6 protein-coding genes are annotated in these 16652 nt (G+C 46.8%); all 6 read right to left on the bottom strand.

Annotated elements, in window-relative coordinates:
• Nucleotides 1–8: 8 nt before the first annotated feature.
• Entirely contained in the window at nucleotides 9–3527 is a 3519-nt protein-coding gene (locus tag K339_RS0118705) for a VCBS repeat-containing protein (protein WP_028524970.1), read from the bottom strand.
• Between the two features lie 72 nt (nucleotides 3528–3599).
• Entirely contained in the window at nucleotides 3600–6959 is a 3360-nt protein-coding gene (locus tag K339_RS34125) for a VCBS repeat-containing protein (protein WP_229598772.1), read from the bottom strand.
• Nucleotides 6959–9352, bottom strand: coding sequence for a TonB-dependent receptor (locus K339_RS0118715; protein WP_028524971.1), 2394 nt, complete (start codon nucleotides 9350–9352; stop codon nucleotides 6959–6961). Before K339_RS0118715 ends, K339_RS34125 begins: the two co-directional genes overlap by 1 nt.
• Nucleotides 9349–10554, bottom strand: coding sequence for a DUF4249 domain-containing protein (locus K339_RS0118720; RefSeq protein WP_084332257.1), 1206 nt, complete (start codon nucleotides 10552–10554; stop codon nucleotides 9349–9351). The genes K339_RS0118715 and K339_RS0118720 overlap by 4 nt, the downstream gene beginning before the upstream one ends.
• A complete protein-coding gene (locus tag K339_RS0118725; protein ID WP_028524973.1) occupies nucleotides 10551–13328 on the bottom strand; it encodes a TIM-barrel domain-containing protein in 2778 nt (925 codons plus the stop codon). The genes K339_RS0118720 and K339_RS0118725 overlap by 4 nt, the downstream gene beginning before the upstream one ends.
• Complete coding sequence (locus K339_RS0118730) at nucleotides 13325–16648, bottom strand: VCBS repeat-containing protein (protein ID WP_037301097.1); 3324 nt, start codon at nucleotides 16646–16648, stop codon at nucleotides 13325–13327. Before K339_RS0118730 ends, K339_RS0118725 begins: the two co-directional genes overlap by 4 nt.
• Nucleotides 16649–16652: the final 4 nt, after the last annotated feature.

Genomic DNA, 16652 nt, shown 5'->3' on the forward strand with positions numbered 1-16652 from the left:
ATCTCCGTTTACTTCATCCCAAACACCTGCACTTTGTCTTTGTTTTTGGCCAAAATAACGTAATTCTTCCCTTGCGCCGTTCGAAGGGTTTTCATGCGGCGTACTTGCCCGCGTACCGCAAAACCCGACTGCGCGGGGCGGACGGGCGCAAAAGTGGGCTGTCCGCTGGCATTTTTACCCATATTTTGAAGCAATAAACCATCGTTGGAGTCGTAGCGACCTATTTCTGGTAGCACGTCGAAGAAGTTGCCTGTGAGCAATAAATCGGTTTTACCGTCGTGGTTATAGTCGGTAGCTACAATGCCAAAAATGGGGGATAGCTGGGCTTCCAACGGTAACGCTACCAACGTAAAATTCCCTTTGCCATCGTTGAGCAATAAAGACGAGGCCGCCTGCACGGCTTTTTTGGTCTCGACACCTTCGAGTTGGTCGCTGGTAAATAATGCGTCGATGGGTTGCCCTGCGTAATCGACATGTTTCACGAAGCGCTTGTTGATGACAGGCAAGACTTTTTGCAAATCTGACTTCAAGACCATCGGGTAAGGTTTGCCGTCAGGATTGTACGAAACGATGATTTGTTCTACGGTGCCGTTTTGGTCAAAATCATTGATATACAGTTCGGCAGGTTCTTTTTCGGAGCACTTGAGCTTGGTGTTCAGCCCTAAGTTTCCGACCACAAAGTCAATGTCGCCGTCGTTATCAATATCCGTAGGTTCAATGACATTCCACCAGCCTTCCGACTGCGGAACGGTTTGCGGAAGGAATTTCCCTTTTTGATTTTTAAGTACCGTAATCGGCATCCAATCACCGACTACGACCAAATCGGGGTATGAGTCTTTGTCAACGTCGGCCCATTGGGCGTCAGTGACCATGCCTAGTTGCCCGTTGGTGAGGGTTTGCGTGGTAACGTCCGTAAAATTTCCTTTGCTGTCGTTTTGTAGCAGGTGGCTTTTGGGGCTGTAACCATACTGCGCCGACACCATCCGACTACCGACAAAGAGGTCAAGGTCGCCGTCGCGGTCGTAATCAGCCGCTGCCACGCACGAGCCATTGTCCAATAACTTAGGGAAGGTGTTGGACAGTGTAAAGTTCCCTTTGCCGTCGTTGAAATAGAGCGCATCGGCCAAGGCAGGGTCGTTGGATAAAAACTCATTTCCGCCCCTTACCACCAACAAATCAAGGTCTTTGTCACCGTCGGCATCGAAAAACAAGGCGGCGGTTTCGTCGGCTTGGCTAGGGGTATTGAACGTGATTTGATTAGACTTCGTGAATTTTCCCGCACTTGTTTGCAAAAACAACGCCCGTGGTTTGCCCGCCCCTCCACCAATGTAGGCATCGTCGAGGCCATCGCCGTTGACATCGCCCACGGCCAGCGCAGGCCCTTGGGTCGAATACATTTGTTTGAGAAGGCCGTCGCGGTTGTAGTCAACAAAGGCGTTTTCTTCGTGCAAAAAGTCCAGTCCCGAGGTTGACGTAAGATCGTTGAAAGGCAGGTTGGTAAACTGAGGAGGTGAAAACTTCCAAAGGTCGCGGGCGTCGGCGTGGTTCAACGTTAATTCAGTATCGGTCTTGACGTTGGCGAGTGTTTGCTTGCGGTCGTCAGGCCAAATGACCACCAAGGAATCGATTTGAGGGTTTTTTCCCAAACCAAAAACCATCGTCAGGTCGCTGGAGGATTGAAAACCGCGCGTTGGCATTTGTTGCAAACACTGCATTTGGCCTTTTTGGTAAACCGATACTTTGGCACCAATGGCGTGCGGGTTGGCGCTTGTGCCTTTTAAATTGACCCGTAAAAAATGCGTTTTGAGTTTTTCAACCGAGTGGTTTCGATACACACTGAGCGGCGAATTGTTGTTATTGACGACTAAATCTAAATCGCCGTCGTTGTCCAAATCGCCGTAGGCCGCCCCGTTTGAAAAACTAGGTTCGGCCAACCCCCAAGTGGGTGCTTTATCGTCGAAAGCAAGGTTTCCTTTGTTTTTGAAGGCAAAGTTTGAAATAGGAGTGGTCGAAATCATATCGACAAACTTGCGGTAGTCAAACTTCATTCTCCCTTCTAACATCGCCTGAATATTGTCTTTGTCGGCCAAAAACGCCACATAGTCTTGGTCAGTCAGGTTTTTGATGATGCCGTTGGCTACAAACAAATCCTTGAGGCCGTCATTGTCCATGTCAAAAATCAGCGCGCCCCAGCTCCAATCCGTTGCATGTACCCCCGCCAATTGCCCAACCTCGGTGAAGGTGGGGGAGAGGACTGTTTTCGGTTTTGGGTTTCCTGTTTCGAGTTTTTTGTTTTGGGTTTCCTGTTTACCATCGCCCATCGACTGTGGACTATCGATTATCGCCTGATTTCCCTGATTCAAATGCAGCATATTGCGCATGTACTGATGCCAATAATCTTGCTTTAGTTTAAATTCGGTCAGTTCGTATCCTTCAAATACTGTGGTGGTTTTGAGGCGTTTATCGTCGCGCGGTAGCATGTCGGTCACAAAAACATCTAATAAGCCGTCGTTGTTAATGTCGGCAATATCAGCTCCCATCGACGACATGCTGATGTGGTTCATGCTTTGCTCCAACGATTCTTTGAAGGTGCCGTTGCGTTGGTTGATGTACAAATAATCGCGTTCGTAGAAGTCGTTTGACACGTAAATATCCAGCCAATTGTCGCCGTTGACGTCACCCACGGTTACGCCCAAGCCAAACGCAATCAAACTCCCGTAGATGCCTGCTTCTTCGGAGACGTCGGTGAAGCGGATTGGGTTTTTGGATACCTCCTTTGTCGGTATGGCAAGTTTCGTGGGTGTGGCAAGGTTGGCTTTGCCTGCCTGAATCATTTCATTTCGAAAAAGCTTGTGGCCGCCGAGAGAATCGCGAACGGTACGGATGTTTTGGTATTGCAGTTTGTTGACGGGCGTAAAGCTATTGTTGAGCAAATACATGTCTAAGTCGCCGTCGCGGTCGTAGTCAAAAAAGGCGGCGTGGGTCGAATACCCTCCATCGACTAGCCCATATTCGGGGGCTTTGTCCACAAACGTAGGCACACCGTCGGGACCAATGCCTTGGTTGATAAATAGCTCATTTCCACGGCTATCGCCTTTGATGTTGCCCGCATTGCAGACATAAATATCCATCAGCCCGTCACCGTTGACGTCGGCAAAGGTAGTACCCGTGGACCAAGCCTTTTTGCCGCCTACGCCCGCTTTGCTGGTGACGTCCTCAAACTTCCAGCGTTCTTCGAGATTTTTACCTTTGTTGAGGTACAGTTTATTTTCTTCAAAATTAGAGGTTACGTAAATATCCGCCCAGCCGTCGTTGTTGACATCGGCGATGGCCACCCCGCCACCGTTGTAGAAATTGCGGTAGTTAAAGATGTTTAGTTCTTTTTTGTCAAGAATTTGATTGGTAAACTCAATGCCCGTTTCAGACGAAGAAAGTGTTTCAAACAGGTTTTCGTCAGGAGCGGATTGTTGACAACCGCTTGCTCCTAAAAACAAACTAAGAATAATAAATAATGAGGAATGCTTCATTGGTTACTAGGCCATTCTACGGCTGCCTATTTTACAAAAATACACAAAGCCACCTAGAACTTTCCGAAAGTTTTAAAACTTTCGGAAAGCTGGGGTGGTAAGTGATAAAATTTGGGCTTTATCGTTGTTTTTTGCCAATAGCCAGTACAATTTTCCTGCCGAATTTTTAAACGGTTTGATGTGCCGAACTTGCCCGTAAATCGGCACTTTGGAAAGCTGAATTTCAAACTGATTTTTGCCTTTGTTGAGCAAAACAGTGCCAAAATCGGCGTCGTACCGCCCCATTTGGATGTTGTTATCATAAAAATTTCCTCCTAAAAACACATCAGGCAGGTTATCGCCGTTGGCGTCGATGATGGTCGCTGTTTTGTACGGGCTCAACTGCGCCAAGTACGGCAAAGGCTGAAACTGAAAATTCCCTTTGCCGTCGTTGACAAACACGCCATTGGCAAATTCATTGGCTTCTAAAACCGCCATTTTACTGAGTTTATCTTTTCCAAACAGGTTTTCTACCGACGTTTTGGCAAAATCGCGGGCGTGGATGTATTCCTTTTTGATGTAGGGAAACTGCTTGTCGGTTTCCATTTTATTGGCAAACAAGGTTTCTTCGCCCTTGAGGTAGTAGGTCAAAATCTGGTCAACGCGGTCGTTTTTGTCAATGTCACCCACGTACAACCGAACGGGCTCTTTTTCAGAAGCTTTGATACGGCTATTTAATCCCAAATTTCCTGCCAAAATATCCAAATCACCGTCTTGGTCAAAATCGTGCGTCAGCGTAAAATTCCACCAGCCTTTCTGATTGCTTCCAAGGGTTATTGCTTTTTCAAACCGCCCGTTGTTTTGGTGAAAAACTGTTAGGGATTTCCACTCGATAGACAACAGTAAATCAAGGCGTTGGTCTTTGTTCAGATCCACCAGTTCAACATTGGTCACCATTCCGATGGTACGCAGTTCTGGCGCTAGTTGCGTTGTTTTGTCCGTAAAATTTCCTTTGCCGTCATTAACGAGTAAATACGAACTAGGATTGTCGCCGTAAGCTTTGGGAATGGAACGTCCACCGATGAACAAATCCACCGCTCCGTCGCCCGTAAAATCGAAAGCCCGCACGCACGAAGCCGTTACGTAAAGGTCTTTGAAGGCATCTTCTTTGCGGGTCAGTTGGCCGCGTCCATTGTTCAAATATACCCGTGGCTGGAGCTGGTACGTATTGCCAAAAAACTCATTTCCGCCGCTTGCCACCACCAAATCAAGGTGTTTGTCGCCGTTGACATCGGCCCATTGGGCGTCCACATCCTCGTAAATAAGGTCTTTTTCGAGGGCAGGTTGGGGCAAATTCTGAAACTTGCCGTTGGCATTTTGGAGATACACTTTGCTGAGGGCATCGCGGGCATTGCCCAAAAAAATGTCTTCAAGCCCGTCGTGGTTAATATCAGCTACCGCTACCGCAGGCCCTGCCGACGAGGCCAAATGCGGAATGAGTGCTTCGCGGTCAAGTTCGTTAAAATTGTTTTCTTGGTGCCCAAAATCTAGGGTCAGAGCCGTTGTTTTGTCCTCAAAAGGCACCTTGGGGGTCAGTAGTTTTTGCAAACGTTGATAATCAAAACGGGGCAAGTTTTCGCTTTGGACAAGTTTAAGCTGTTTTTTTACCTCGCTTTTACGTAACACTTGGTAGGTTTGATTGGGCCAAACGAGAAGCAACGAATCCACTTCGGCTATTTTTCCGACCCCCATCACCAGTGGAATTTCGGCGCTCGACTGAAAGCCCCGCACGGGAAATTTCTCGTAGCTAATCACTTCCCCTTTTCGGAATACCAAACACTTGGCGCCAATCGCGTTGCGGTTGCCCGTTTTCCCTTCGACTTGAAGGGTAATCGACTCGTTGGTCGTCGAAAGATTTTCGTAGATAAATGCCTTGTCGTTGATGTTGTTGGCAATCACGTCGAGGTCGCCATCGTTGTCCAAATCGGCATAAATCGCACCGTTAGAAAACGAAGGTTTGTCATTTTCGATGGCGTTTTGCCAATCAGTAAACTGCAGGTTTTGGGTGTTGTGGTAAAACTTATTGGGAAGTTTGATTTCGGGCAAAATATCCACCACTTCGGGGTCATCTTCGTTAAATTCGCCCTTGTTCATTTTCTGTTGGATGGCTTCGTTGGAGACAAACTGAATGTAGTCGATGTCGTTCATTCGTTTGGGAATGCCGTTAGAAATGAAAATGTCTTTCTTCCCGTCGTTGTCAAAATCCATCATCAGCGGCGACCACGACCAGTCGGTGGCGTGTATGCCCGCGTACATTCCCATTTCCGAAAAAAGGCCATTTCGGTTGAGTTGGAGGTTATTTCGGGCAAACTGATAGCTGTATCCTTGGCGGATTTTGTACTTGAAAATGTTGTACGAATCTTCTCCTTCCGAACGCTTCAAGATTTCTTTGTCGTTGGGAAGCATGTCGAGCGAGATAATCTCGGGCAGGAGGTCATTGTTCAAGTCGCCGATGTCGATACCCATCGAAAACTGACTCGTGTGCATGAGTTGCCGCTCAGAATCTTCGGCAAACGAGCCATTGCGCTGATTGATGTAGAGGTAGTCATTTTCGTGAAAATCGTTCCCGATGTACATATCAGGATAGCCGTCGAGGTTGACATCGCCAATGCCTACCCCCAAGCCGTAGCCTAGTACATCATCGATGATGTGCGCTTGCTGCGTAACTTCCACAAATTTGCCATTGTCGTTGCGGAAAAACTTATCGCCTGCCGTGGGGTGGGGCGTTCCTTGAAAAGCCGAACGAAAGCCAAAAGTGCCGTTTTGGTGAACGGAGTGGTTAAGTTGAAAAAAATCTAAATCACCGTCTAAATCGTAGTCAAAAAAGGCAGCTTGCGTGCCCAATCCTTTCAAATCGAGGCCGTATTCTTTGGCTTTCTCTTCGTAAATGGGGACTCCTTTTGCCGTAATTTCTTTACAAATAAACAGCAAATTTCGCCCGTCCAAACTCGGGATTCCGCCTACTTGGCTGATGTAAATGTCCAGTTTCCCGTCTTGGTTGATGTCCACGACCGACACGCCGTTGGCCCATGCCTTGCCTTGGTTGATGTTGGCTTGTGCAGTTACGTCTTCAAACTTCATTTTGCCCCGATTGAGGTACAGTTTGTTGTTCGAAAGATTTCCCGTAAAACACAAATCCACGAGGCCGTCGTTGTTGAAATCCCCCGCTCCTACGCCACTTCCGTTGTAGAAGTACATGTAGTTGAAGATATTAAGCTTGCTATCGGCTTTTAGATTGTTGGCAAACTCAATTCCCGTTTCGGACGATTCTAGTAATCGGAATTGGGCAGGTGCTTTGGGCTCGCTCGGCTGGCAGCCTGAGAACGAATAGGTTACGTAGCTAACGATACAAAAGGCAAAAAAACGGTATAAACGAGTGTGGTTAAGCATCATTAAAATTCAAAATTATAGGCTAAACTAACAATAGGCGCGCCAAAAATCTGCAAACGTTTTGCTTGGCTAATGTTCTTTTCGGTTTTGAAAAAGACCGAATATACATTCCGACGGGCGTACAAATTATAGACCGTAAATGCCCATTTACCTCTGAAACGACGGTCTTTCATGCTGGGATTGTAAATGTTCCAAGCAAAATCTAAACGGTGATAATCGGGCACGCGTTTGTTGTTACGTGCTTCGTAAAACGGAAAGAAATTGTTGAGGTAATTGACAAAACCCACGGGCTGCGTGTAAGGCCGCCCTGTGCTATAAATAAACGTAAAACTAAACGAATTGTGTTTGTCAATGCTGATGTCGAACGAAGTGTTGACGCTGTGCGGTCGGTCGTAATTGGCGCGGTACCAATCCCCGTTGTTGACTTGCTCAATCGAAGGGAGGTCGGTGTAGGTGCGGTTAAAGGTGCGCGAATAGGTATAATTGACCCAGCCGTTGAGCCGCCCTTTTTTCTTGGTCAACATCACTTCGAGGCCGTAAGCTTTGCTCAAACCTTGTACAATTTGCGTTTCGGGGTAGGGTTGGAGCAAAAAATCGGCGCCAGGTTTGTAGTCCACCATGTTTCGGGTGAATCGGTAATAACCTTCCACCGAAATCTCATAGATGTCGTTGTCGAACGAATAGTAGTAGCCTGCCGATAACAAATTGCTGATTTGGGGTTTGATGTGCAGGTCGCTTGTTTTCCAGCGAGAGGTTGGGATGGGCGTGGTGGTATTGGAAACAATCTGCAAATACTGACGCATGAGGTTGTACCCAAACTTGAACGACGTCCGTTCGTTCAGGGCGTACCGAATCCCGACTCTAGGTTCAAAACCGCCGTAGTGGCTAAACACTTTGTTGTTACCCGCTTGTACAGAGTCTATCACGGAGAAATCGTCGCGGGGTTGGCCTGCTTCGTAATTTCGGTAAAGGGCTGGCCCCAACGTCTGAAAATACGAATACCGAAGCCCGACTGAAATCGCCAATTGCTTGTTGAAACTGTATTCATTGTCGGCGTGCCATGCCCATTCGTTAGCGCGTTCGGAAGGCGTGAGCACATTACTCACACTGGTGCTGTTATTGGGGACTAGCTCGCCAGGTTGAATATCGTAACGGGTAAAACTAAGCCCCGTTTCCAGCTTGTAGTTGGTCAATACATAGTTTAGGTTGGACTTGAGTTGCTTTTGAGTCAGGGCCGAATTCAAATCGACGAAGTTGTCGGTGTCTTTTTCTTGGGTTGATATTTGTGGGGTATAATGGGCATAAACGGCGGTGGTTTGGATGTCCATTTTGGGTGAAATTACTGTCAACCAGCGGGCGGCAGCGTTGGTAGAAGTATGCTGGTAGCGGGTAAACTCACCAATCACATTGGGGAGCCCTGGGAGGAGATTGGTGCTAAAAAGGTCATAGCTTTTGTAAAACGTGCCCGTCAGGGTGTTTTTAGGGTTAATTTTCCAAAACCCTTTCCAAACGCCCTCGCCAAATTTTGCTTTGATGTCTTTCAACTTATCGGAAGCAATTGGCAACAAAAAATCATTGAAAGCACCCCGCGCTGCCACATAAAACCCAAGTTTGTCTTTGACAACGGGAACATTAACCATGAGTCGGTTTGACACAATGCTGACGCCACCCTTGATTTTGAGGCTGTCTAAGGCAGGATTTCGGAGTTTGATGTCGAGTACTGACGCCGCGCGTCCACCGTACCGACCTGGCACGTTGCCCTTGTACAAATCCAAGGTAGAAACCGCATCGGGAGGGAATACTGAAAACAGCCCAAACATGTGCGTAGGGTTAAAAATGGGCGTATCGTCCAAGAGAATCAAATTTTGGTCGGTGGTTCCGCCTCGAATATTGACCCCGTTGGAGGCTTCTCCCACGCTCGTAACCCCAGGGAGCATCTGAATTCCGCGCAATAAATCCACTTCCCCAAAAGCCGAAGGGAGTTTTTGGAAGGTCTTGATGTTGATTTGATTTACCCCCAAAATCGGTTGTCGAATGGTTTGGTCAAACCCTTTGGTCGTAATCACGACTTCCTCCAACTGATTTTCGGTTTTATCCAACAGCACAGTTATTTTCAGGCTGCGGGTCATTGGCGGAAAATACTTGGAATAAGGCACGTACCCTACATAACGTATGGCTACGACGTGACTTTGGCGGTCAACGGTGAGGGTAAACTCACCCTTTTCGTCGGTTTTGGTAGCTCCTTTGCTGCGGTTGTGGTCAAGGATAACAGTGGCTCCCACGAGCGGTTGCTTGCTAATGGAGTCCAAAACCGTTCCGCTAATGGTATATATCTGACCCAAAACGCTAGAGGCGCTCAAAAGCCATCCCAATAATAAGTAAAGTGTTTTTTTCATCGCCAGCCAAGGGGGGTAATAGGGGTGCGGGTAAAACTTGGTTGACAAATGGCCAACGGAATATCAGGACGCTCGTTTGAGAGTTCTTCGAGCGTAACGGGGCGGTTGTTGATAAAGCTATAAAGGCCATTTGGAAGCCCTCCTGTGGTATTTCGGCGGTCGAGCATTACGCGTACCTCGCTCACCGAAGAGGCCGAAAAATAGCCCAATACCAACTCATTGGCGTCTTTTATGTTTCGGATATTTCCTCGCAAAGGTGCAGGAGGCGTATCGGCCAAAGTACCTGTATTGATAGATTGGTCTTGGAGTAATTTTAGATAACGATAAGTGTTGGGTGCCAAGGACATTTGCTGGAGACTTACCAAGCAAGGATTCGACTGCCGCAGGGGAATTTGGGCGGCAAGCCTGTTTTTTTGAGATTTCCCATTGGTATAAACATCCGACAAAATGTTGATGTCCGAACTGTAAAAAATGTCCCAACAGCGCGTTCCGCAGTAATAATCAAATCGGTCGTTGACTTTTAAGGTCAGGTCTCGGTAGCAATCGCCTGTTTCTCCTTGTTCGGTTTCAAATAAATAATAGCGTCCTTGGGTGCACGTGGCACAAATGCGCTGGATTTCCCAGTTGACCCACCGCCAGCGGTAAAAATTCTTTTCGTTGGGGGCATCATCAAAATCGACATAAATATCGTTGCTCGAAACGGTTGTACTCGACCCTGCTGCATTGGGAATCCCTGTGAGGTTAAAATCCTCCGATACGTTTTTGATGGCTGGTACAGAATACATTGTTTCGACATCAGTTTCATATACTTTGCCGTTGGCCAACTGAAACCGCAATTGGTACGTATTTCCTGCTTTTGCCCGAAAACCATTGGGACAATAGTAGTAACCCGCGAGCCGTTCTTCGAGCTGAATTTCGTCTTTTTGATTGATAATCAGCTTGACGAGGGCTTGCTGCTCAGGGAAATAAGACTGCCGCGCTGGATAGATTTTGGACGTGAAATCGGAGCTTTTGAACGAAGCATCTTTGGGCGTACTAAAAATAGAGATATATTGAGGCTCGTTTAAGTCTGTCAGTGTCCCATCTACCAGCAAGTATTCTTTGGAGGTGTAAATATCTGCATTGAAATCGTCCACGCAGCCGATGAGATAAACCAAGCTACACAAAACTCCCATCGCTATCAATAACCGTTGGCGTATCATAGAATCATCATTTTTTTGGTGGTCACTTCCCCTTTTGTGTTTCTAAGCAGCACGGTAAAAATGCCCTTTTGAGGAGTCGAGGGGAGGCTATGGTGGGTTTGTTGGTATTGGGTCAAGTTACCGAGGGAGTGTTTGTAAACCAAGGTTCCCAGTATATCAATCACTTCAATGGTATAATCGTCGGTTGTAGGGGCGATGATTTGCAAGTTTACTGCGCCAAAGTCCTGGGCTGGATTGGGATAAACAACGAGGGCGTCTTTTGCTGATGGTACAACACTGGTGAGAATCCCCAAATCGGCACGAATGATTTGGACTGAGGCGGTCTTGTTACAATCCCAATCAAAGGGGATACTCAATTGAAAATTGGGTAAATCGTAATAGGCCGTTTTAGCTTTTAGGGGCGACTCCGTTAAAAAGCTAACGGGAATCGTTTGCCCATCGAGCAGCACCGCTTTAGGAATGCTGGTTACATTTTTTATTTCCAACAAAATATAACGACTCCCGAGCCCTTGGGCGTAGGTGTGCGTGCGGGTGAGTGTTACACCGATGGTGTCAGTCTTGGATTTTCCCGCCAGTTTGAGGAGTTCGTAATTTTGATTTGTAAGCGCGTTTGCATCCGTGCCCTTGTCGTGGAAAATGGTAAAATCGGAGTTAGGTACCGACACATCCTGAAAAAACTTGATGACTAAACTATCCGAAACGTAGGCATCGGTCGAAGACTTAGCACTGACGGCCATGGGGACAAAACCACCCGCAGGTACATACACGGGGATATTTTCGAGGGCTACATTTTCAAAAATATTACCTCCACCCTGATAAGATTTCTTTGACCAGAAATCAAACCATTTTCCATTGGGCAATTGCACTTTCCGAACGAGCATTCCGTGAATCATAACGGGAGCGACGAGTAGGTTTTTGCCAAAAAAGAACTGATCGTCGATGTTTGCTAGGCGGTTGGATGGTTCAAAGTAGTCCATTGAAAGGCACAAAGGCCGCCCCGTTGTGGTGGTGTGATAGGCAAGGCTGTAAATGTACGGAAGTAGCTGATAGCGAAGCTTTATCGCGGCGCGGGTGTTGTTGTAAAAAGGCTGCGTTAGGATGTATGGTTCGGTAACGTTTCGTTCACCATTGACGCGCATAATGGGCGAAAACGTCCCAAATTGTGTCCAACGCATGTCCATTTCTTCGTCTTTAGGCGCTTTGTCGGAGGGTGTCACATAACCCCCAATGTCGGAGTGCATATATGCTAAACCTGAGTAGCCCGCGTGAATCATCATCGGAATTTGGAGGGTAAGCCCTAGCCAATACCGAGCAACATTGCCAGTCCAAGGCAAAACTCCGTACCGCTGTGCGCCCGTCCAAGCCGAGCTTGAGAGATGAAACAAGCGACTGGCGGGAAAAGCCGCGCGGTGGTTGTCATAGATGGTTTTGGCCCAGAGCAACGAGTAAAGATTATGGACTTGTGCCGAGGGAGTATTGTTATGGACAAAAGACGTGGGATGTTGCGGTGGCTCTAGCCCGACACTCGCCCAGCCGCCGATACCGTCGTTTGTCCGAGGAGTTAGTTTACTGGCGAGCCACTGTTGGGTATTGGTTTGAAAAATGTCCAGCAAACTGGTCGTATCACCGCCTTGGGTGAGGATACCTGTGGCTGCCGAAAGTGTTTTTGTTAAAAGACGAAGCGAATCTAAACTACGGTAATTCGGGGAGGCTTTGTTGACGTAGGGTGAGTTCATCACCACTGTTTTTACCCCTTTGGCCAACCAGTTTTTCATCATGTTGGCGGGGGACGGAAAGCCCGTTTGTCCCCAATTCATATTCCCAAGGTTGTTGGTGTTTCCTTGCCACGGGGTATTGATGATGATGGCATCCAAGGGAAAGCTCTGACTCTGTAAATTGGTAATTACATCGTTTACCTCGCGCTCGGTACTGTAGCTGCTTTTGGATTGGAGATAGCCCAATGCCCAACGTGGAACCAACGGTTGCCGTCCCGTGAGGGCGGTATATTCGGATAAAATTTCGTCGTTGTTGGCGCCGTTGATAAAATAATACGACCAGAGTCCTGGGCTGCTTATTTGGGCATCTATTCGGGTAGAGTCCAATGCGCCTAAGTAAGCGCGCATGTCGCCAGGGAGCGGACTGTCGAGCAAGAGGCCGTATTGCCCCGAGGCCACAAAAAACGGGATGGTAATGCTTTGAGCCAATCCGAATGTTTGTCCATAGATATCATCAAAATACCACGAACGGAAGGTATTGGTAAACTCGGCGACTTTTCCTGTCATATTTACTTTGGACACCCTTCCTCCTGTACCGTGAAAAATTTCGTTGGGATTGATGACAAACGAGAGCGAAACGTCTTGGTTCTTATAGCCAAAAACGTCTTGTTTGATTTTGGTTTTGCTGTTTGATTTTAGCGCAATCGAAATCGGGGACTTGGTGATTTCTAATTGGCTAGAAGGGGTAACAATCGTCAGCGTCGAAGGGGTTTCTACCAACTGAAATTGACGCAGTGAAAGCGGTTGGCCAACGACGGCATAGGAGGTGTCTTGAAAAACGCTGTTGGAAGGAAACTGCGTTACCTTAAAAACGTTGTTCGAGAAGACCTGCACCCGCACTTCGGCCGACGAGCCAACTAAGCGGAGTTCGGTATTTTGGGCCGAAAAACGAAGTAAGTTGCCCGCATTTTGTGCTAAAATAGGCCAAGAAAAGCACCCAATAAGCGCGATTGTTGCCCCAATAAATTTCCACATTCCTGTCCGCACTTTGTTTTTCATAGCGTGGGTTTGGGCTGTTCTATTTTAAATAATTGTGGTATGGAATTGTTCAATAAACTAATCACGTATGGCGTGCCATTGACCTTGACGGGTTTTAGTTGGGTCATTTCGCCCTGCGGAGTAAAGCCCGAAAAGTGGTCGGAGACTGCGGCAAAAACGCCTTTTCCCTTGTTGATAAGAATTTTTCCCTTGAAAGCGTCCAAACGCGAAAACTGAGGAATGAAATTGTAGTTGTTGCCTCCCAGCAAAATATCTTTCAATCCATCGTTGTTGATATCGACGCAGTAGGTCGCGTTGATGCACGAAATCTGGGCTTCCACAGGAAGTATTGATAGGCTAAAATTGCCTTTGCCGTCGTTGATGGCTACGGCAGAGTGCATGTAGTTTACTTGTTTGACCGTTGCTTTTGAAAGTACTTCGGACGTAAATAAATCCTTTAGCCTTTTGGTCGCGTACGCCGAGTGTTTCAAACTTTCTTTTTTCAAAATCGGAAACTGCTCCATCATTTCGCGTTTCAGGAGCACAGGACTATCTTCGTCCTCAACGGTTTTGGTTAAGATTTTATCGGTTAATCCATTGTTGTCAAAATCGCTTACCCAAATTTTGATAGGGCTGTTTTCGGAAGCGCGCAACATGAAGTTATCGCCGATGTTTCCTAGTACCAAATCCAAATCTTTATCGTTGTCGATGTCCACGGCTTCGATTCTTCCCCAAAAGCCTTGGTAATCTTCTAAACCTGTTTTGATTTGGGTAAAAGCTCCGTTTTGGTACGCAAAAGTCATGGGATTCATCCAATCACCGACTACTGTGAGTTCTTTGTTACCATCGCCGTTGATGTCTTCCCAAGCAGCGTCACGAATCATGCCCAAGGTTTGGAAACTTTCGGGGGTACTGTCTTTGAATTTGAGGTTACCAAGGTTTTCAAAAACGTAGCTGACGGGAGAAAGTCCGTAGGTTTTGGGCAAACTTCGGCTACCGACAAACAAGTCTAAGTCGCCGTCTTTGTCATAATCCATCGGAATCACAACGCTGGTATTCATGCCGTTTGGTGGCAGGGCGTTGGCGGCGAGGGAGAAGTTGCCTTTGCCGTCGTTGGCATACAAGCGGTCGTTTAAACCTCGTTGTTTAGGGTCAAGTTCGTTTCCTCCTGCCCCAATGTATAAATCTAAGTCACCGTCTTTGTCGGCGTCGAAAAACACAGCTTCAGTATCTTCAAAATATTTAAAGTCTTCAAAAATCTTTTGTTCCGATTTTTTGAACGAGCCGTTGACTTGCAAATACAACTGCCCCGCTTGGTTGGCCGCCCCGCAAATGTAAATGTCTTCGGTACCGTCGTTGTTAACATCTCCTACGGCAGCCCTTGGGCCTTCTTTTGATAGCTTAACGGGGATGTTTTTTTCTTGGTAAAAATCTTCGTAATCGTTTTCCTTATGGGTGTCGAAGGGAGCATCGGTTTTTGCCAAATAGAGCGACAATCGCTCAACAGGGGTAGGAGCGGGGAGCTTTTTACCACTACTAATGCTCAGTTCGTGGGTTCGGTCAACGGGCAGGTTGTTAAGTTTGCTGATGCGGCCATCGTACCAAGTAATGGTTACGGAGTCGATTTTAGTATTTGCACCAAGACCCAGCGTTACGGGATATTCGGTACTTGACTGAAAGCCCCGCGCAGGCATGATATTTTTGCTTAAAATTTGGTCTTTTACATAGACTTTTAGCTGCGTTCCAATCGCATCGCGGTTTTTATCTTCGCCTTTTAGTTTAAACTTGACGTAGTGAATATTTTTGTCTTCGTTGGTTTTGTTGCGATACACAAACGCTTTTTGGTTGACGTTGTTGACGACCAAATCCAGATCCCCGTCATTGTCCAAATCGGCATAAGCTGCCCCATTGGAAAAGGAAGGCGTTCCAAATCCAAAACTTTTGCTGGCTTCTTCAAATTTGAGGTTGCCTTTGTTATGGAAAAAATTGTTGACAATGGGGCGTGAGGGCATTTGATTGATAATGGCATCAAAGCTCTTTTTCTCTCCTGAGAGCACCATTGTTTGGGCTACTTCGTCGGCAAAGAAGTCAATAAAATCTTGGTCAATGACGTCGTTATAAATACCGTTAGATACATAGATGTCGGTTTTCATGTCGTTGTCGGCATCAAACATCAATGCCCCCCAACTCCAGTCGCTCGCTTCAACGCCGCTCAGGCACGCAATCTCGCTGTAAGTGCCGTCTTGGTTGTTGAGCTGTAAGGCGTTTTGCATAAACTGATTGTAAAACCCTTTCTTTTGTTTGAGTTTGAAGATGTAATGGCTTTCAAACGAGGTGGTGCTTTTAAGGCGAGTTTCGTCGATGGGAAGCATGTCGGTCGTAAAAATATCCGAGTAGCCATCGTTATTAATATCGGCAAAATCAGCCCCCATGGAGGCCAAGCTGGTGTGCCCGATTCGTTGTTCTATTTCTTCTTTAAATGTCCCGTTGCGTTGATTGATATAGAGATAATCTTTTTCAAAAAAGTCATTTGAAATATAAATATCGGGGTAGTTGTCATTGTTGAGGTCACCGACGGTCACGCCCAATCCAAACCCAATCAAACTTCCATAAATCCCTGCTTGCTCACTGACATCGACAAACTTGTTGTTGTCGTTTCTAAGTAATTTATCCCCGCCACCTTTTAAGTAATCTTTGACAGGCCAGTCTTTGGCGCGTAAGTCACGGTTGTTGTCGTAGTTGAGGGTATTGACAGGGATGAAGCTATTGTTCAAAATATAACAGTCCAAATCACCGTCGAGGTCGTAGTCAAAAAAGGCGGCGTGGGTAGTATAGCCATCTTCATCGAGGCCAAATTCTTTGGCTTTTTCGGTGAAGGTCATATCGCCATTGTTGATATAAAGCGAATTGCCCTGGTTTTTGATGCGTTTGTCAATGCCCGCATTACAGACATAAATATCCAACAAACCATCGTAGTTAATGTCCACCATCACCACACCCGTGCTCCACTTGCCTGCCTCGGCAACGCCTGCTTTTTTGGTAATATCCTCAAACTTAAAATTGCCTTTGTTGAGGTAGAGTTTATTTTCACCCATGTTCGACGTCATATAAACATCGGGTAGCCCGTCGTTGTTGACATCACCTATTCCCACACCACCTCCGTTGTAGAAGTTACGGTAGTTGAAGATGTTGAAGTCTTCGCTGTTGGTTACCTTATTTTCAAAATCAATACCCGAACTGGTTACCGATTCAAAAAGCCCCTCGGTAGCATCTTCACTTTGGCAACTGGTGAAACCAATGGCGAATAAACTAAGGCAGATATATAGACGAGAATGACGCATGAAT

Origin of the sequence: Runella limosa DSM 17973, assembly GCF_000482465.1 — a bacterium.
Classification (GTDB): Bacteria; Bacteroidota; Bacteroidia; order Cytophagales; family Spirosomataceae; genus Runella; species Runella limosa.